An 18,607-nucleotide genomic window follows, 5' to 3' on the forward strand; every position below is an offset into this window, starting at 1 on the left:
ATCAATGAGACGCAGTGCCCTCCAAAAACCCCAGCAAACCGCTGCTGCGCTGCGTAGGGCTGCCCATGGCCGAGCCCAGCAAGCCCGGCACTTCGGACCATAGCGAAAACGCCTTGCGCGCCCGTGTGATGCCGGTGTAGACCAGCTCGCGGCTGAGCACGCTACCGCCTTGCCTGGACAGCACCAGCGCCGTGTGTTCAAACTCCGAACCCTGGCTTTTGTGCACCGTCAGCGCAAACGCGGTTTCCACATGCGCTAGGCGTGCGGTGCTGACGTGGTGCAGCTGCTCGCCCTGCAAAAAGTACACGCGCAGCCGCGCCGGGTCGGCAAAGCTGGGCAGGGCCATGCCGATATCGCCGTTGAACACGCCCAGCTGGGCGTCGTTGCGCGTCACCATCACCGGCCGTCCCATGTACCACTCGCCATCTTTGCGAATGGCACCGCGTTGATCCAATTGCGCCTCTATGGCGCGGTTCAGGCCGGCCACGCCCCAGTCACCCTCGCGCACGGCGCACAGCAGGCGATAGCGGTCAAAGGCGGTTAGCACCGCCTTTACCCAATTCTGGTGTTCCACTTCCGCAGCAAAGCGCTGGCCCCGGCCCTGTGCCAGCACTTCGGTATACAGCGCATAGCTGGCAGTGTTGCCACGGCCTTGCACGGCGCTGCGCACCACCGCCTCCACCGCGCCGCCTTCGCGCGCCCATAGCTCGGCGTTCAGACCCGATTGGGTTTGCGCATTCAGCAACGCCGACGCACCGGGGGCATCGCCCGCATTCACGGCCAGTGCCAGCTGGCCGATGGGGCCGCCAAAGCGCCGGCTTTCACGCAGCATGACGGTGTGCTGGGCCAGCGGCAGCGCCGCTGCACGCGCCTTGAATGAATCGGGCAGGACTTGGCCCGCTACGCGTTCGGCATATGCCAGCGTGTCGGCGGTGTAGTGGCCTTGCTGCGCATCGCGGCACAGGTCACCCAGCACGGCACCGGCCTCGACCGAGGCGAGCTGGTCTTTGTCTCCCAGCAGAATCAACCGCGCCGTGGACGGCAGGGCTTGCAGCAGCGCGGCCATCATTTCGAGATGAATCATGGATGCCTCATCGACGATGAGCACGTCCACATCCAGCGGGTTGCCCGCATGGTGGGCAAAGCGCCGCGTATCGGGCCGCGCCCCCAGCAAAGAGTGCAGCGTGCGTGCCGCGCCCATGCGTTTGACCAGTGCTTCCAGATCCAGGTCTTGGCCCACCGCGCCCTTCAGCTCCAGCAGCGAGCTGTCGATGGATTGCTTGAGCCGCGCCGCCGCCTTTCCCGTGGGCGCGGCCAGCGCCACGCGCAGCTGACCCGCATCCGGGGCGGTAGCAAACAGCAGCGCCAGCAAGCGGGCGGCGGTATAAGTTTTTCCCGTGCCCGGCCCGCCGGTGATGACGGACAGCCGCCCGCGCAGCGCCAGCGCGCAGGCCAGCTTTTGCCAGTCCACCCCGTCAGCAGAAGCGTGAAAAAGACGGTTCAACCAGTTGCGCACCAGTGGCTCGTTCACGTCGGTGCCAGCTGTTGCCGTGCGCTGGGCGATGTGCGCTGCCACATGGCGCTCGTAGTCCCAGTAGCGGCGCATATAAAGCAGCGGCGCAGCACCATCGAGCAGCACCAGAGGCTGGCCTTGATCCTCGGACGGTTCGCCCGGCGTCACCACGCGCACCACCGGGCTGCGACGCAGGGCCTGCAACCAATCCCCCAGTCTGGAAGGCATCTGCTCCCACAGTGATAGCTGCACAGGCATAGCATCTTTGGGCCAGCCCAGGATTTCATTGGGATTGTGCGCCAGCGCCTGCAGCGGCAGGCAGCTGTGGCCCCGCCCTTCCATCTGCGCCAGCACGGCAGTGGCGATCAGCAGCGCAGGTTCGGCGTCTGCATCTTGCTCGGCCACAAAGGCGGCCAGGGCGCTGTCCAGCCGGCGCAGCAAGCCGGCATCGGCCAGGCGCTCCAGCGCTGCCAGCAGGTCGGCGGTCGTCAGGGTGATCGTGTCGCCGTCTTCGGTGGCGGCCGTTGATGCGGCGGTGGCAAACAGGTCCAGCGTTTGCAGATCGGCTTTGCGGCGGCCCTTCATGGCTGCACCTCCTCGGGGTGTAGGGTCTCGTCACTGAGCAACGCGTTCAAGCCATCGAGCAGCGCCAGCGGCGGTGCCAGCACATGCATGCCGGCGGCGTCGCCATCCAGCCCACGCATGAAATAGTAGAGCGCGCCGCCCAGCTGCTGGGCGGGGTCGTAGCAATCACCCAAACGGCTTTGCAGCAGGCGGTGCAGCGCCAGCAGGTAGAGTGCGGCCTGCACGTCGTAACGATGCTCCAGCATGGCGTGGGCCAGTGCGTCGGGCGTATAGGCCGCCGCTTCCGTGCCCAGATGGTTGGTTTTGTAATCCAGCACCCAGTAGCGCCCACCGTGGCTGAAAACCAGGTCGGCAAAGCCCATCAGCATGCCGTGCAGCTCACGCTCGGGCAGAGAAGGGCGAGGCTGGCCCGGCAAGATGTGCTGGCGGCACAGGGCATCGATGCGCTGGGCCGACAGGCGCTGCGCAGGCAGCCAGAATTCCATCTCGGGCAGCAAGGCTTCGCCCTGCCCCAGCTGAGCCAGCGATACGTCAATCGGTGCCAGCGGCTGGTGCACCGCAGCGCGCAGCCACTGCAAGGTGTCTGCCGCCTGCTCTTTGCGACCTGCGCGTTCACAGCGGCGCAGCAGGCGCGCGGCCAAGGGTTCGCTGGCCTCGGGGTCCTCCTCGGCTTGCAGTGCAAAGTCTTCGCCCGCCAGCCATTCCATCTGGTCATGCAGAAAATTCCCCACCACGGGGCCACGCATAAAACGGTGCCACACGGCTGCATCGCTGCGTGCACCCGCAGCCAAGGGCATGGCGGTGATGGCGCTCAAATCCAGCACGCCGTCGCCTGCGCTGTCGGCCTGCAAGGCGCGCTCATCTTCGGCCGGGTTTTGTGCGGCCACAGGCAGCACCGGCAAGCTGGGCGCGGCCATGGCGCGGGTCAGCGACGAGAAACTGCCGATGCCCCAGCGGCGGTCAAACTGCGCGTTGTACAAGGGGGCATCGATCAAGGCAGGCAATGCGCGCGCTGGCACATAGCGGGTGGGAACGGGCAGATCAGCTGGCAGATCGATCACCGCAATGTGCGGGCAGTTGTCGCTCAACTGCTGCACGCTGGCGCGCCAGCCTGCTACGGATTGTGAAGCGCCACCCGCAAGCAGGTAGCCCGCTGCACCCTGTTCATTCACACAACTCTTGCTGCTACCGCGCTTCATCGGAGCCAGCCCCATCCACAACGCATGGCGCGGGCGGGTCAATGCCACGTACAGCAGGCGCAGGTCTTCGCGCAGACGCTCCTTGTCGGCCTGCTCCAGCTGCGCATCGCTGTAATCCAGCACCAGCTCACGCGCCGGCGCGCCGTCCACCAGCACGGGCAGCGACAGGTAAGCCGCCTTGCCGTCCACCGGTCGAAAGCTGCCCCCGAACGGCAGGCAAACCACCGGATATTCCAGCCCCTTGCTCTTGTGCACGGTGACGACCTTGACCAGATCGGCGTCCGATTCGAGCCGCACAATTTGCGCATCGCCCGTCGCCCCCGGCGTTTCGATCTGCGTGGCCAGCCAGCGGATCAGCGCCTGCTCGCCCTCCAGCTGGGCGCTGGCGCTTTGCAGCAGTTCGGCCAGGTGCAGGTAGTTGGTCAGGCGACGCTCGCCCCCCATGTCAACCAGCCAGCGCGCGGGCAATTCAAAGCGGTACAGCGTCTGGCGCAACATAGCCAGCACGCCCAGCCGCAACCAGAGGCTGTGCAGCTCTTTCAACTGCTCGCTGCGCGCATCAAAGGCCTCATCGTCGCTGGCCAGCCAGGCCAGTTCGTCAAACGACAAGCCCATCATCTGTGTCGCCAAACCAGCGCGTGCGGCCAGCCCATCCAGCGGCGTGGCCACAGCGCGCAACCACAGCAGCAAGTCCTGCGCTTCGTCGCTGGCAAACACCGAGTCCTGGTCGGACAGATAGACCGATGCCACATTGCGTCTGGCCAGTGCGCGGCGCACGGCGGCAGCTTCTTTGCCGGTGCGCACCAGCACGGCGATATCGGCCGGGCGCATGGGCTGCAGCGGCTTACCGTCTTCTGCAAAGCCTGTGCCTTCGTCCATCAGCCACTGCACGATCTGGCTGGCGCAAAACTCCGCCCCACGGCGGCGGATGTCGTCGTTGCTGAGTGGTGCTCTGGGTTCATCGGCGCCTTCGTCCCACGCCACCGTCAGCGCGGCCATGGGCTGGCTGCCTTGCACCAGTATTTCACGGCGACCATTGGCTTTGACTGGGTCAAACGGCAGCGGACTCGATGCTCCTGCGCGGAACATGAAGGCGCCTTCTCCATCCCGCGTTTCGGCCTGCACAAACCACTGGTTGACGGCATCGACCAGCGCCTGTGTCGAGCGGAAGTTGGTGTCCAGCACATAGTGGCGGCCCTCGGTCGCCGTGCGGGCCTGCAGGTAGCTATAAATGTCCGCACCGCGAAAGCCGTAGATGGATTGCTTGGGGTCGCCAATCAACAGCAAGGCACTTTCCGGGCTGTTGTATGCCGTTTGATAAATCTGGTCAAACAAGCGGTATTGCAGCGGCGAGGTATCTTGAAACTCGTCAATCAATGCCACCGGATACTGGGCCAGGATGCTGGCGCGCAGGGCGGGGCCGTTGTCGCCTGCCAGCGCGGCGTCCAGCCGCTGCAGCATGTCGGCAAAGCCAAAAGTACCGGCCTGGCGCTTGAGCCACAGCAGGCGCTGCTGCACATGGACAGCGGCATGCAGGCGCAGCGCCACGCCAGGGGCAGGCAAGGCATCCAGTGCTTGCAGCAACTGCGCCAGCTCCGCAAATTCGGTGGGCAGCAGCAAGTCCATGGTCGAGCCCTTGAAGGCCTCGGCCATGCCTTCGGGGCACAGGCGCTTGCGGGCGGAATCGCTCAGCTCCAGCAGCTGGTTCAGCGGGTCTTGTGCCCACGCAGTAATGCGGGCGAACCAGTCTGTGTAGTAGCGCGCCTGCAGCTTGCGCTTGTCCCATAGCGCGCCGCGGCCATCCAGCTCGCCTTCCACCCAGTGCAGCAGTCGCTCGGCCTTGCCCACCCAGCCATCGGCTAAGCCTTGCAACGTCTGGATCCGCACTGCTTGCGCCTGCGCAATGCAATCGGCCAGCGATCCGGCACCTGCCGCAGCCGGTACGGTTTCGCGCAGCAGCGCCTGCATGTCTTTGACCAGCGCATGCACGTCGGGCCATACGTTCAGCGCAGCTTCCAGCACTTCGCCAGACAGTGGGTAGCACTGCTGGCGCCAGTAGTCCTGTGCGGCCTCGGTCTGGCGCTGGCTTTCATCGGCCTCCAGCGCTTCATCAAACAGGTTGCCGCTGTCAAAAGCATGTTCGCGCAGCATGCGCTGGCACCAGGCGTCAATGGTGTGGATGGCAGCATCATCCATGCACTGCGCAGCCATATCGAGCCGCCATGCGGCAGTGTTGCGCGCATTGCCTTCGGGGTAAGCATCGCGTAGGTCACGCAAAAAGGTATCGTGCGCAGCCGGTTCAGCCTCGCCACGAAAACACTGCACGGCCTCAATCAAACGGGCGCGAATACGGTCTGACAGCTCACGCGTAGCCGCACGGGTGAAGGTCATGACCAGAATATCGGGGGGCATCAGCGGTCGGGTAAAGCCTTCTGCATCGCCGTGGCCCAACACCAGCCTCAGGTAGAGCGCGGCAATGGTCCAGGTCTTGCCTGTGCCCGCACTCGCCTCGATCAGGCGCGATCCCCAGAGTGGGAAATGCAACGGCTGCAGCACATGGCCGCTCGATGGATGGGCGCTCATGCCTGCTCTCCTGCGTGTTCGTTCGTAGTGAAGGCAGGCAAGGTCTCGGTGTGCACCTGGCTGGCCAGCCAGTCATGCAGCGGGCCATAGACCGCCTTGGCCAGCCCATGAAAGCGCAAATCTGCCATCAGCGCTTCCCATCCCGGGTAGCAGCGCGCCCAGCTGGGGTCTTCGCGTTCACCCGCCACCATATAGCCGCCTTCATAGGCTTGCATGGCAGCCAGCAAGTCATCCTTGCCTGCCGCCATCGCGCTTTTCAAAGGCAGTGGCAGCGGGGCGCTCTGCCCCTCCAGCCACAAGGCCATCAGCGCCAGCAAGCGGGTGCGGGCCTCTTCGGCCTCCAGCGGCTGCACCCAGACAATGGTGTCACGTGCCACCACCCCCATCAGCGTGTCTTGGCCGGTAGCGGACAGAGCCAGACTGCGCACATACACGGGCAGCAGCTTGGCGGCCTGCAACTCCCCCTTGCGGTTGAGCAAAGTGCGTGGCTCCAGCGCCAGCCAGCAGCGGGCAAAGCTGTCGCACTGGCCGTCTCCCGCAGACTCGCCCCGCTCCTGCAGGCCATCAATCCAGTCATCCAGCAAAAGCCCGCCTAGCTCCATCCGCAAACGCTGGCGCGGTGCAGCCTGTGGCCACCGTTGCATCTGTTGCTGCCAGCCCAGCAGCGATGGCGTGGTCTGCGCCTGCAAGGCCTCGGCCTCACGCACACCCAGCCCCGCCAACGGCAGCGCGCCAGCGCGGGCCAGGCGCTGCACCTGGCTGTGCACTTGCGCGCTCACATCGACCTGCATGCTTTGGGCCAGCTGCGTGCGCACGCCTTGCTGCAGTTGCTGAATCAAGGCATATGCCGTCAGTCCATCGACGCTGAACAACTCGTCGTCTTCCACTAACTCGTCCTCTTGTTCAAAGCGCACCAGCAGGCGATTGCGCAAAAAGCTGCGGGCGGGGTTGCGCAAAAAGTCGGTCAGGCGCGCCAGTGTCAGCGGGACGTCGGGGTCGGGCTCGAACGCCGGTACGACGGGCACGGCCTGCGCTTCGCTCTGCGCGTAGGCCCCATACCATTCACGGGCGAAGGTCGAAAGGCCCGAGGCCTGTTCGAAATAACGGCGGCTGAAAGGCTGAAGCGGGTGCTGCTGCGTGCGCTGATCAAGCAAGCTGCCACCACCCTCCCCCTGCCAGCCTTGCGCCAGATAGTCACGCAGCTGCGAGACCAGCACCGAAGGTGGCTGCACGCTGTTGTCGCGCACATGGCGGCCAGCCCAGCTGATGTAGAGCCTGCGACGCGCGGAGAGCAGCGCATCCAGCATCAGTTGACGGTCATCGTCTCGGCGCGCGCGGTCGCCGGGGCGCTGCTGGCCCGGTTGCGCCATCAGGTCAAAGTCCACACGTGTGGCACGGCGCGGGTAGTCCCCGTCGTTCATGCCCAGCAAGCAAACCACCTCAAACGGAATGGCGCGCATGGGCATCAGCGTGCAAAAGGTCACCCCCCCGGCACGGAAACGCTGGTTGAGCGCTGGCTCGGACAGCGCTTGCAGCCAGGCTTCTTGCGCCACTTCCAGCGGAATAGCTGCATCAAACCCGGCTTGCTCGCAGGCGGTCTGCCAGCTGACCAAAGCAGCATCCAGTGCGGACACCAGCGCCTGGTCTTCATCGGTCTGAGCCACAAAGAAATCGTCCAGCAGCGCACGAAAGCGCTGTGCCCACACATCCGGTACCGCAGCAACGCCCGCTACTTGCCACCACTGCAGCATGCGCGCCAGCAGACTGGCCAGTGAACCCGCCAAATCGGCCGTCAGGCCACCCACTTCGTCGTACGGCTCCATGCCCGCAAAGGTCTGTACACCGACCTCGCCGTCGACGCCCACCGCCGGGCCGCTGGCGTAGCCCAGCAGCATGCGGCGCAGGCCAAACCAGGCGCTGTTCGGGTCGCCACAAGCGGCTAGACCCAGCTGCGCACGTTGACCATGGTTGAGCCCCCAGCGAATGCCCGCACCCGCCATCCAGTGCGTGAGCTGGGGCAAATCACGGGCATCCAGCCCTACACGCGCCGCCACGGCGGGCACATCCAGCAGGTCGCACAGCTCGCTCAAGCGGCAGCGCTGCTGCGGCAGCTTCAGCAGCCATTGCAGCGCCGTCACCAGCGGGCTGCTGGCGCGCGCGCCCACGTCGGCAATGTCGAACGGGATATGACGCGCATCATGACGGCCGTACTGGCCAAACACAGCACGGATGGCGGGTGCGGCCTCTTCAATGGAGGGCAGCATCACCACGACATCGCGCGGCGCCAGCGCGGTCTGGTCCTGCATGACTGGCTGGGCCAGCCAGTGCAGCAACTGGTCGTGCAGCACTTCCAGCTCACGCACCAAGCCATGGGTCTGGTGGAAGACGATGGACTGGTCGTCCGCCGGAATCGCCCATGGCGGATGTTCAGCCATGGGCACCAGGTCGCGAATGCGCTGCTGCACCTGCACCAGCAGCGGCGCGTCGGCCAGATCGTTGGCATCGGCCTCGTCATACACATCCACGCGCGGCCAGTTCCATTGCACAGCGGTATCGCTGGTGGTGTCGAAGGCATCCAGCTGGCGCACGTAATCGCGACTCTGGCGGCCCCAGGCGGCCAGCAGCGGGTGGGCATGGGCGTGCATGGCTTCGAGCGAAATCTGCGCCAGGTCCCGCCCACCTTTGTTGGCATGGCGTCGGCGCTGCTGGCGCAGCAGCTCACGACCGTCAATGGCATCGGCCCAGTGAAAGCGGCAGGGGTTGGGCACGGCAATCAGCACCTGACTGTGCTGGGCAATGCCACTCAAAAATTGCATCAGCGACAGCGGCATCTGGCTCATGCCAAACACCACCACGCGGCGCGCCAGCGGCGTCACCGGCGGCTGGCCGCTTTGCAGTGCGCCCAGAATGCGCGCCAACAAGGCGGGGCGGGTGGCTGCGCGCTCGGTGTCATTCAGCTCAGCCAGCACCTTGCGCCACAGCGAAGGCTGCCACAACTGGCCTTCTGGCACCGGCACATCAGGGCGGCCGGGGGTGCACAGTACGTTATCCCCTCGCTCCCAGGCGGCCAACCAGTCAGCGCGGTAAATCTGATACTGGTCGAACAAGTCGGCCAGCTTTTCGGCCAGCTGCAGCAAGCGCTGCGGCTCACCAGGGCGCAGAAAATTGGCGATGGGGGTGAATTCAGCCTCTTCCAGACACAGGGGCAGCAGTCGCATCAACCGCCAGATCATGGGCGTCTTGTCCAGCGGCGATTCGCGGGGCACCTCGTGCTTGCCCAGAATCTGCCGGTAGCTGCGCCACACAAAACGCGCGGGCAGCTCCACCTGCGCAGCTGCGCACACGCCCTGCTCTTCGGCCATGCGCATCTTGAACCACTCGGCCATGCCGTTACTTTGTACCAGCACGATTTCGGGCTCGAGCGCCTGCAGAGGGTGGGCGGCCAGCCAAGCCATGACCGTTTCAGCCAGCGCCTCGGTCTGGTTGCCGTGCAAGGCGATCAGGCCCGGCTGCCAGTGACTTGCCGATTGCGGCGCTATTGATTGCTGCTGTGCTGCCACACACGCTCCTGTGCTTGTCTGTGCCGATGAAGCTGCAAGCTTAACGGCTGAAGACTGACGGGGTGCAGTCACTGATTCGCTATCAAAAGAAAAGCTGCTCGCGCTTTTCAGCTCTTGAGTACAGAGCAAATATTTTCAAAATATGCCTACTCGTCCGCGATAAGTGCTCTGATTTTTGAATATTCTCGTACTCGAAGCGCGTTAGCGATTGATCGAGAACAAGTGCACTCGCCATGAGAAAAGCCCCAGACCATTGCTGATCTGGGGCTTTAAATTTGGTGGCCCGGGACGGAATCGAACCGCCGACACAAGGATTTTCAATTTTTTGAACCCCAGGGGGGAAGGATTCAGACCAGACATCTATCTGCCAAGTGTCATGGAAGACATACAAGAGTCACAACCCAAGGCCGCAAAAGAGTTCACCCCACACGAGCAATTGGCACCCATTTGGAACAGGAAAACAACCTCGTCTCCCAGCCAAAAACCGGACATTTTCCGGTCACATATCCTTTTTCTATTACTAGATAAGTGCTTGCTCGCACACATCACTCACCTGACCGATTTGAGCATCAAAAAACCTCCGGAAGAACACCGCAAGCATTCTTCTTGGCATAAGCGTCATTTCCCCTCGAGTGTTGATTTCCACGCAAACTGCCACGCGAATGTGACTATCGCCAGATGCTCGAGACTGAAACAAATTTTCAGCAAAAGTCAAAGCGAATAAGACATGCGTGGCCTGGAGAACACCACGATGAACCTCGTCATGCGACTCGAGACAGGTGAGACCTCGCACACTTGATGCCAAGTCAACTTCATGTGGCCATCCTCAACGAGCTCAGCGAAATAAGCCAACCCAGACGGCAGTCATTGCATAACGCCACGTGGACTTTGGCACGTTCGCTTTAATCCGGATATATGCCACAACATCGTCAGAAATAAAATGTATCATTTAGAAACTACTTGTTTTAATTTTAAGCTAGATTTCCAAAATGAAAAGACTCGCTAAGCAAGCGCTCACAATCTCTATTCTCCTTGGTGCGATATCGGTTCAAGCACAAGAAGCTGTGACTGCAGATTTGGATAGCTGCATCAGCTCCGAAAAAATGAGCTCCACTGCAAAAGGTGCTGCAATTGGTGCCGTGACAGGGTTTCTTGGTGCTCTTGCTTCAGGCAAGCAAGATAAGGCAGCTCAATTGGCTTTGGCTGGTGCAGCAGTCGGCGGCATTGCAGGCTATGCAAGTGCCTACTACAACGCAGTTGCAACTTGCATGAAGAAAAACCCAGCTTGGATACCAGAGTCCAACATCGAACGCAAAGGTAACTACAAAGCCATTGTTAAGGAGTTCAAATATAAGCCATCCCAAGGAGATATCTTTACCGTTCGCCCTCTGCAAATGCCTGCAACTATCTCGCAAGGCCAAAATCTTGAATTCCCAGCAAAATTTGTGGTCCTGACACCGGATGGCGGCGAAGCTCAGGCTCGAATCACTCGGAAGCTTTTTGTTGTTGAAGGCGACAAAGAAACCGAAGTCCCCTTCCCTGGTCACAGTACAACTGATCGCGTGCTCGAGAATGGTGAGCATGAAGAGTTGATACACATTCCCATGGGAGTTGATGTTCCTGCAGGTTCAAAATTCCGTTTTTCCTACAGTGTCTCTGTCAAGGGTCTGCCCGCTAATTCCGCCAGCGGCATTACGGTAGTCAAGTAAATGCTGAAGACCACTAAATTTTCTCTGATCGGTTTGGTGGTCGCCGCGTTGACCGGCTGCGCAAACCAGTCGATGCCAGGCTACCAGCAGGTCTATCAAAGCTACCAAATCCCAGATACCCTGATGCAAAGCGTGCAAGCCCGCTTCAAAGCAGAAGGACTTACCAGCGCAAAGGTTGCTCGAGATTCTGTTGGCCGCCTGCGCTTAGTCGGTAACTATCAGAATGATGACGAAGTAGAAAAAGCCTTCATCATCGCTCAATCGATTGTTGGCATTAAATCGACTTCTCCCTTCTACCCTGAAGGAGTTCAGAAATCCGCTTGGAATCGTGAATCAGCTACTGCTGTATCTAATTTTTTCAAAAATAAAAAATTACAAAAAGATTTACCACCTGGAAAGAAAAAAGCCATCGTTATTGGCATTAATAAATTTTTGGATAGCGCTCATTTGACCGATATTCAAGGTGAAGATGATGCCCGCCTGATGGGCATCATATTGGCCAATTATGGCTATGAAGTTATTTCTGTCTTGGGAGAGAAAGCAACCAAGACCAATATTGAGACACAGATTGCAAAGGTCAATGCTTCTTTGCAGCCAAATGACAGTCTTTTCATTTATGTCTCAAGTCACGGGAATCCCCCAACACCGACACCAGAAGGCAAGGATGATCGGAGAATGTCAATCGCGGCTTATGACTCCGGCAACACGCATCCAAGCCAGTCTGTTGGACAAGATAAAACTTCTTATTTGCTAAATCTGCAAAAGACGTCAGTCAAAGACTCACTTATTCAAAACTTGGCTCAAAAGCCAACCGCTGTAACGCGTGTGATTGTGGATACCTGCTATAGCGGAGAAATCCTCAAAAACACCCCCTCCATTGGTTCCAATTACCAGAACTTTATAAGCTCTGGAAAATTTGAAAAAGAGTCCGTTTCAATTGCTTCTTGGAGTGGAGAAAAATTTACAAGCAAAGGTATTTCTTTTATTGATGATTCAGAAAAACCAAAAGTTTCCTCAGCAAATACCGGCGATTTTTCTTCTCGCAAAAATTACACATTTATTACTGCAACCAGTGCGGGGGAACTTTCTTATGGCCCATCACCAAGTATTGGTACCTTTAATAGCCCACTGAATCAATCAGATGCGCTACGGGGCTCTTTTTTCACTCAATCGTTCATGGCTTACCTGAAAAATTACTCAGGGGATATTTCCAAGGCCTTTGAATCCTCTCGCCATTTCACTTCTTCCAAGGTCCTCACACAGAACCTCAAGCAAACACCTCAGCGCTTCAGCACTATCGCAGTCAATTTGGACAACATCGTTTCCAATTAACATCAGAGAAATTCATGTCTAAAAAATTCATTAAACAAGCGCTGGCCATTGCGACCATGGCGGCCTGCATGGGTGCACAAGCACAAGAGCCTGCATTTGCGGCCAAATCTTTGTTCTTTGGCGAAGATGGCAATGTCCAGGCTGTTGCAACCAGCAAGGTTGAAAGCGCACCCAATGCGGTTGCCTCGAAAGAGGGCAAAACCATGGTCGTTTCAACCACAGAGAAAAAGCAAGTTGAGCGGAAAAAAGTCGTTGCGAAAAATTCCACGAAAGCCCAGCCCATTGGAGCAGCTTACTTTGTGCGCCTGAAGCGCAATAACGCTGCGCCACAAGATGTCTTGGCAACGCACGCGTTCCAAACTGGTGACAAATTTCAAGTGGGTTTGAAGGTCAACCGGCCCAGCTTTGTTTACATTTTCAACGAAGCGCCCGATGGCCAGATCACCATGCTGCATCCGCGTCCCGGTAAAAGTGCCGCGATTGACGCCATGGGCACGGTTTTTCTGCCAGGCAACGGCAGCTTCCAATTTGATGGACCTCCCGGCACGGAAAAGCTGCTGGTTCTGATGTCTCCCGACGAGGTCTTCCAGCCCAATACGGTTTTGCAGAAAATGAAGCCCGACCTTGTCACCCGCACGGTGTTGCCTCCGCCCTCCCAGCCGTCACCTGCCCACGCCAATGCTTTGGCAATAAGAACGTCAGCGCCAGCACAGAACAACTGCAGCTACACCGTGGCAGATGCGGGCAACTTTGCCAGCAAAGCCATTGTGTTCACTGAAGAGCCCCATATCGCTGCTACAGCGAATGACTGCCAAGTGAATACCACGCCAGCATTTGCCTCAAAGGCCATTGTTTTTGCCGATGACCCACAACCGACGGCAGGCCAGCAAGTGGCCAGCTATGTGGTCAAGCCCGAAGGCACCAAGGGACAAGAGCCCCTGCTGCTGAAAATTCAGCTCGCTCACCACTGAGCAGCGCTAGATACCCCCATGCATTTAACGCCCCCTTCTGCTGTGGGGCACATTTGTTGAAATCACATGTCAAACAATCACCTCATCGTTGGCTTGGGCGGCACCGGCGGCAAAGTCGTTCGCGCACTACGCAAAATCGTCAAGACCCATACCGATGGAAATGGCGTCAGTCCCTCGGAAGCTAACTTTGAATACGTCTATTTAGACACCTCAGAAGGCCTGCTCCACGAAACCGATCAATGGACAGTGCTGGGGCAAGACTGCTCACTAGCGCGCGCTCAGATTGGCATCTATACCGCCAGCGGCGTACGCCCAATCTTGCAAGATCCAGACTCCTATCCCGGCATGAAGGAGTGGATTGAACCGCGCAAGGTTTTTGATTTCATTGATGCTGGCACAGCAGGGGCTGCACAAAAGCGCAAGCTTGGTCGCTTGGTGTTTGCCCAAAACGCCCGCATGATTTCGCAGCTGCTGGAAGAGCGCCTGCAATCCCTGGAAAGCAGCAGCAAAACTGCGCAAGCCACTATCCACATCATCTGCGGTTTGGCTGGCGGCACAGGAAGCGGCTTTGTGGCAGACACCGTCGCACAATTGCGTCGCCTGCGCCCCAATGATGCGGACTTCCGCATCCTTGTGTACGCACTGTTGCCTGACGAGGGCTCGACCTGGGTCAAATCCGTCTCGGGCTTTGGCACGTACTACGCCAATGGCTATGCAGCTATTTCCGAGCTCAACGCCATGGCTGCACGCCGCTACCACCCGATCAACGTACTGGACGGCTCACGCATGAGCGGGTCTAAGTACTTCAACGGCTGTTACTTGGTGAATAACATCAATGAAAACCGCGTTCGCTTTGGCGTACAAGATGATGTGCCTCACATCATTGCGGAGTTTCTGTACCAAAAAACGCTAAACAAGCGCTGGGAAGCCTTGGACCGCATCGAGAAGGGCGAAAACGACACCAATTTCATTGAAATGGATGACGGCCAAGCCGCGCGTGCCAAGCTGTTTATGAGCTTTGGTATCAAGCGCGTCGTAGTGCCCGAACATGAAATCAAGGAATATCTGGCGTACGGCTTTGCGGAGCAAGCAACCCGACAGTTGATGTTCAACAACTTCCGCCAAGGCGAAGGCTTTGCCGACGAGCCCATCTATAAAGACTGGGGCGCAGAAGTTCGCAAGCCTGAAACCCGCGAAAACTTGCTCATCAGTGATGCCCACCTCACGCTGGATCGCGGCATTTTGGAAGACGATGCCAAGGCAGGCTGGAAACTGATTGACGAGTACTGGCCTCAAGTAGCCGCTACTTTGGAAGAACAGATCAAAGCCGACAAGACCATCAAGGAAGCGGAGTGGATTCGCTCACTTCGCGTGCGCTTGTCGAGCGTGTATGACGAGACTTTTCGTCGCTTGGGCGGCGTGCGCAAGTTCTACGAAATCAAGTCTCAAGCACGCCTGGAGATGGCGCGTCACATCGCCAGACAAATTGAGCGTGACTTCTTCAGTCGCTGGAATATTGGCGAATTGTCTTTGCTGCAACTGCGCCAGTACGTCGATGCGATCTTGGATGATCTGACACAACGCAAGAAAGAGTTTGAAGACAAAGCCCAAACCAGCTTGGCGGCCATGCAACGCCTCGAAGAAGATTTGCAGCGCCTGGTCAAAGACTTCAACGACGTTGGCACGCTGGGGCGTCTCTTCACCGACAAACGCGATACACGCTTTGCAGAAGCGCGCGAAAAACTGCAACTGCTTTTCTCCAAGAACACCTGGCGCGAAGGCTATATGTTTGGGCATCGCCTCATCCCGCTTCTGCTCGATGAGCTGACAGTCTTGCGCGGCAAGATTGATCAAATTCATGTGCAACTGAGCGAAGCTACCGACAGCATTCATACCGAGCAAAACAGCCGCCTGCGCACCGACAAGGAAGAGGTCTGCCAGACCCGCATCTTTGAAATGAATGCCGTGCGCGATCTGCTGCGCCGCATGACGCTGGATGAGCGTGGCCAAATTGAACGCACACAACGCGTGCGCAAAGCCATCGTCGCGCTGGCGGGCGTTGAGGTTGATAGTTTCGAGAAACTGGCAGCTCGCCTGAACCTCAACAATCTGATTACGACCCTGTCACAGCAAGCCGGCGAGATCACCGACGCCGCGCACACAGAACTGGCACACAGCGCACCCGTGATGCACGTCAACATCATTGAGCGCCTCTCACGCCAATATGCAGTGGACTCTCAGCCGCTGAACCACTTTGTGGCCGACCTGTACCGCGAGGCAGGCAATATGGTGACATTCAACAAGGCCGAGATCGAACGCCGCGTTCCCGGCAATGAATCTGCCAGCGCCGGTCTGCAGCAAGCCATTTGCGTGATGCTGCCCGAGTGCGAAGATCAGCGCGAGTTCCGCCAGCACCTGCACAAGCTCTTTATTGACCAGAAGGATGCTGGGGCGTCTAACGTGTCCGTCATTGAAGGCCCGCTGAGCAACGAGATCGTCATCATCAAGGTCTCCTCACTCATGCCTGCTCGCTTTGTGGATGCCATGAGCTTCCTGAAGAGCCACTATGACGGCCTGTGCAAGATCCCTGACGAGCAAGTGCTACTGCACGGCGAAGGAAACGGCAGCAAGCTCCCTCCTCTGTTCGCCCCCACAGGCGTGCAATTGCAAGCACGCCGACAGCGCAAGCCATTTTTGATGCTGGCGCGCTTGATGGGTTTGCTCAAAAACCGCGAAAACCCCACTACAGGCATGCCAGAGTGGTTTATTCAAACCACGGACGCTGACGGCCTCATCTGCATCAACGTCTTAAGCGGCGGCAATTCTTGGGAAAAGGTCTGGGAAAGCGAACAAACGCTCGCCTTGCAGCAAAGCATTGAAACTGCCGTCAAAGCCGGCATTACCAGCGACTTCGTACACAAAGAGAAAAAAGATGAGCTCTACCAGCAGTTTGTGAAACACGTCAATGCGCGCCTGGAGCAGGCCAACCACAACGCAGAAGATGCCCAGTATCAAGAGCTGCGCGCCATGATTCCCCAAATCAAGGAGTTGGCCGGCATCCGTGCTGAAGCAACTGCCTAAGTCCATCACAAAAGAAATCATGTATCAATATAAATGCAAGTCCATTGGCGACTGCTCTGTGGCTAATAGCGGCGAGTACGTCAAAAGCGAAACCATGCTCAACGACCCTAAGTGCAGCGACTGCGGTTGTGCGCTAGAGCTTGTCGAAGGCAGCGGCAGCGGCGGGGGCAGCAAGAAAAGCGGGGCCTCCCCGAAGCTGGGGCCCATGATTGCGGCAGGCATTGCTGCCGTGGCCATCGCTGGCGGAGTTTCATGGTATTTGCTGGGCAGCAAGCCTGCCCAGAGCATCGCCATCATCCCCCCTTCCGCTGAAATAATGGTGGAAGAAAAAGTGGTCACACCCACTGCAGAAACAGCTTCAAGCGGCCTAGCTCCTTCTGAGACCGAAACCTCTTTGGCGCGACGCGATGCCGACGAAAAGCTACGCCAAGGCGAATTCAGCGAAGCTGAGCGAAAAGCGGCCCGCTCAGCAGCCCTCGAGATGATCAAAGCTGCTGTTGCCAAGATGGGACAAGGCGACCTCAACGGCGCAGAGAAAGAGCTTCAACAAGCAAAGGAGCGTGATGCCACTGAACCGTTGATTTACTACAACTTAGCTATCGTGCACCTGCGCCAAAACCAACCCGAAGAAGCACTGCGCCACATGGAAGCCTCTTTCATGGCTGGCTTCAAGCACTTTGAAGCCATGGACCAAGACACCGATATTGACCCTCTTCGCAAATCGCCCAAGTTTCAAGAACTGTTAAACATCTACCGCAAAAACGTGTGATGAAAAAAATCCTGCGGGCATTGCCATTTACCATCCTTTTGGCTCTGGCGGCCTGCGGGAAAAACCTTGAATCTCGCATAGTTGAAGGCCACTGGGTTGCAGAGAATTTCCGCTTTTACGGTCTCAAGCTACCTATTGGCCCCGATCTGCAAATTGACGCCAAAAGTCTAAGCTTGAGCACTGGCTTGGAGCCGATTCCTTTAAACGCTGTAGAGGTTGATGGCAACGAAGTCACTCTTCAAACGTCTTTAGGGGTCGGCCTCGTTTTCAATTTTGAAAACGAGAACAGGATGTACTTCACCATCCCGATCTTGGGTGACCGTATCTACTATCAGCGCCAGCTCACTCCGTCTGTTATGCAACGCGACGTCCAGCAGGAGTCCCCCACAAAGCGCCAACCAAGCCAGGCAGAAGTAGCGACTTCCAATCAAACGCCTCGTGCACTGAGTCGCCCAGAACCAACGCTTCATACCGAGCACACAGCCTCACTAGCCACCTCACCATACCTACCAGCAACTCAGCCACAACCCAGCTACTTCACGCACGCGCTTGATTTGGTGCAAAAAAATCGCGTCAACGAAGCCATCCGTGCGCTCTCGGCAGCCCTGCAAAACACAGAAATTCAATGGAAAGAAATTGAGGCTGAGCCAGCCTTTTCTCAGCTCATTGAAGACCCACGCCTTGAGGTTTTGAGACAGAGATGGCAATCCAAGCCCTGAGAAGCTCTCACTGGACATCTGTAACCAGTACCTCTGTCAAATTAAGAACTCAAGTTCTGGATACATAAGCGCCATCGCCTCTAGCAGGGCCTATGGTTCTTCACAAATTGATTCAGTATGGTGAGCGCGACCGGAGGCCATAAAATTTGGTTTGCTTGTTGTCATGGGTGTCTTGCTAACCGGTCACCCCACGCACGATTAGTGGATTTCAATGATGCGAATCTGTGGCCTTGCGCCTCGTCGACGCTCCGTTTCAATCAGCCCCGCCTTCTCCAACTCTACCAAGCCATGATCCAGGGCACTGCGACTACAACCAGCAAGATCAACTGCCTCCTGAGTCAGTTTGAAGTACATGGACTGCTTCACTCCTGCGAGGAACCACAGCGCTAGCGCAACCTGCGTAGTCTTTCCACCCAGACGATTGCACTTGTGCAGCCATGCAAATGGGATCGGCCTGACAAAGCGAGGTTTCCTCTCCTGCTTGATGAACACCCCAAGGTCTGCCTCAAACGTCAAGTGCTCTGCTGGGTTCGAGGCGATGGCGGCAACCTGTGCACTGGTCCGAGCCAGTTGAATGGCATTCATT

At 58.4% G+C, this 18,607-nt stretch carries 10 protein-coding genes; 6 read left to right on the forward strand and 4 right to left on the reverse strand.

Annotated features, from left to right (window positions below; genetic code table 11):
• Position 1 precedes the first annotated feature (1 nt).
• Genes recD through recC form a run of 3 tightly spaced genes read right to left on the reverse strand, consistent with a single transcriptional unit; the run spans position 2 to position 9,440 of the window.
• Entirely contained in the window at positions 2-2,098 is a 2,097-nt protein-coding gene (recD, locus tag HF327_RS08710) for an exodeoxyribonuclease V subunit alpha (RefSeq protein WP_169107875.1), read from the reverse strand.
• On the reverse strand, positions 2,095-5,880 hold the full coding sequence (gene recB, locus HF327_RS08715; RefSeq protein ID WP_169107876.1) for an exodeoxyribonuclease V subunit beta: 3,786 nt from the start codon (positions 5,878-5,880) through the stop codon (positions 2,095-2,097). Before recB ends, recD begins: the two co-directional genes overlap by 4 nt.
• Positions 5,877-9,440, reverse strand: coding sequence for an exodeoxyribonuclease V subunit gamma (gene recC, locus HF327_RS08720; RefSeq protein ID WP_169107877.1), 3,564 nt, complete (start codon positions 9,438-9,440; stop codon positions 5,877-5,879). The genes recB and recC overlap by 4 nt, the downstream gene beginning before the upstream one ends.
• Before the next feature lie 989 nt (positions 9,441-10,429).
• Here recC and HF327_RS08725 point away from each other — a divergent pair.
• From HF327_RS08725 to HF327_RS08750, 6 genes are all read left to right on the forward strand, one after another.
• On the forward strand, positions 10,430-11,149 hold the full coding sequence (locus HF327_RS08725) for a hypothetical protein (protein WP_144445482.1): 720 nt from the start codon (positions 10,430-10,432) through the stop codon (positions 11,147-11,149).
• Positions 11,150-12,481, forward strand: coding sequence for a caspase family protein (locus tag HF327_RS08730; RefSeq protein WP_169107878.1), 1,332 nt, complete (start codon positions 11,150-11,152; stop codon positions 12,479-12,481).
• A gap of 14 nt (positions 12,482-12,495) precedes the next feature.
• Positions 12,496-13,452, forward strand: coding sequence for a DUF4384 domain-containing protein (locus HF327_RS08735; protein ID WP_099739931.1), 957 nt, complete (start codon positions 12,496-12,498; stop codon positions 13,450-13,452).
• Between the two features lie 66 nt (positions 13,453-13,518).
• Positions 13,519-16,533: a tubulin-like doman-containing protein gene (locus HF327_RS08740; RefSeq protein WP_099739930.1), complete on the forward strand. Its 3,015-nt coding sequence runs from the start codon at positions 13,519-13,521 to the stop codon at positions 16,531-16,533.
• A gap of 229 nt (positions 16,534-16,762) precedes the next feature.
• Entirely contained in the window at positions 16,763-17,302 is a 540-nt protein-coding gene (locus HF327_RS22345; RefSeq protein ID WP_158235250.1) for a tetratricopeptide repeat protein, read from the forward strand.
• Entirely contained in the window at positions 17,302-18,021 is a 720-nt protein-coding gene (locus tag HF327_RS08750; protein WP_099739928.1) for a hypothetical protein, read from the forward strand. Before HF327_RS22345 ends, HF327_RS08750 begins: the two co-directional genes overlap by 1 nt.
• Positions 18,022-18,219: 198 nt before the next feature.
• Here the strand turns inward: HF327_RS08750 and HF327_RS08755 are convergent, their stop codons facing one another.
• Positions 18,220-18,606, reverse strand: a complete 387-nt coding sequence (locus HF327_RS08755; RefSeq protein WP_169107879.1) for a hypothetical protein — start codon at positions 18,604-18,606, stop codon at positions 18,220-18,222.
• Position 18,607 lies beyond the last annotated feature (1 nt).

Source organism: Comamonas suwonensis (assembly GCF_012844455.2).
Classification (GTDB): Bacteria; Pseudomonadota; Gammaproteobacteria; order Burkholderiales; family Burkholderiaceae_C; genus Comamonas; species Comamonas suwonensis.

Excerpts from the sequence above, each read along its gene's own strand:
- recD (WP_169107875.1), bottom strand. The coding sequence starts at position 2,098 with ATGAAGGGCCGCCGCAAAGCCGATCTGCAAACGCTGGACCTGTTTGCC.
- recB (WP_169107876.1), bottom strand. The coding sequence starts at position 5,880 with ATGAGCGCCCATCCATCGAGCGGCCATGTGCTGCAGCCGTTGCATTTC.
- HF327_RS08725 (WP_144445482.1), top strand. The coding sequence starts at position 10,430 with ATGAAAAGACTCGCTAAGCAAGCGCTCACAATCTCTATTCTCCTTGGT.
- HF327_RS08730 (WP_169107878.1), top strand. The coding sequence starts at position 11,150 with ATGCTGAAGACCACTAAATTTTCTCTGATCGGTTTGGTGGTCGCCGCG.
- HF327_RS08735 (WP_099739931.1), top strand. The coding sequence starts at position 12,496 with ATGTCTAAAAAATTCATTAAACAAGCGCTGGCCATTGCGACCATGGCG.
- HF327_RS08740 (WP_099739930.1), top strand. The coding sequence starts at position 13,519 with ATGTCAAACAATCACCTCATCGTTGGCTTGGGCGGCACCGGCGGCAAA.
- HF327_RS08750 (WP_099739928.1), top strand. The coding sequence starts at position 17,302 with ATGAAAAAAATCCTGCGGGCATTGCCATTTACCATCCTTTTGGCTCTG.
- HF327_RS08755 (WP_169107879.1), bottom strand. The coding sequence starts at position 18,606 with ATGAATGCCATTCAACTGGCTCGGACCAGTGCACAGGTTGCCGCCATC.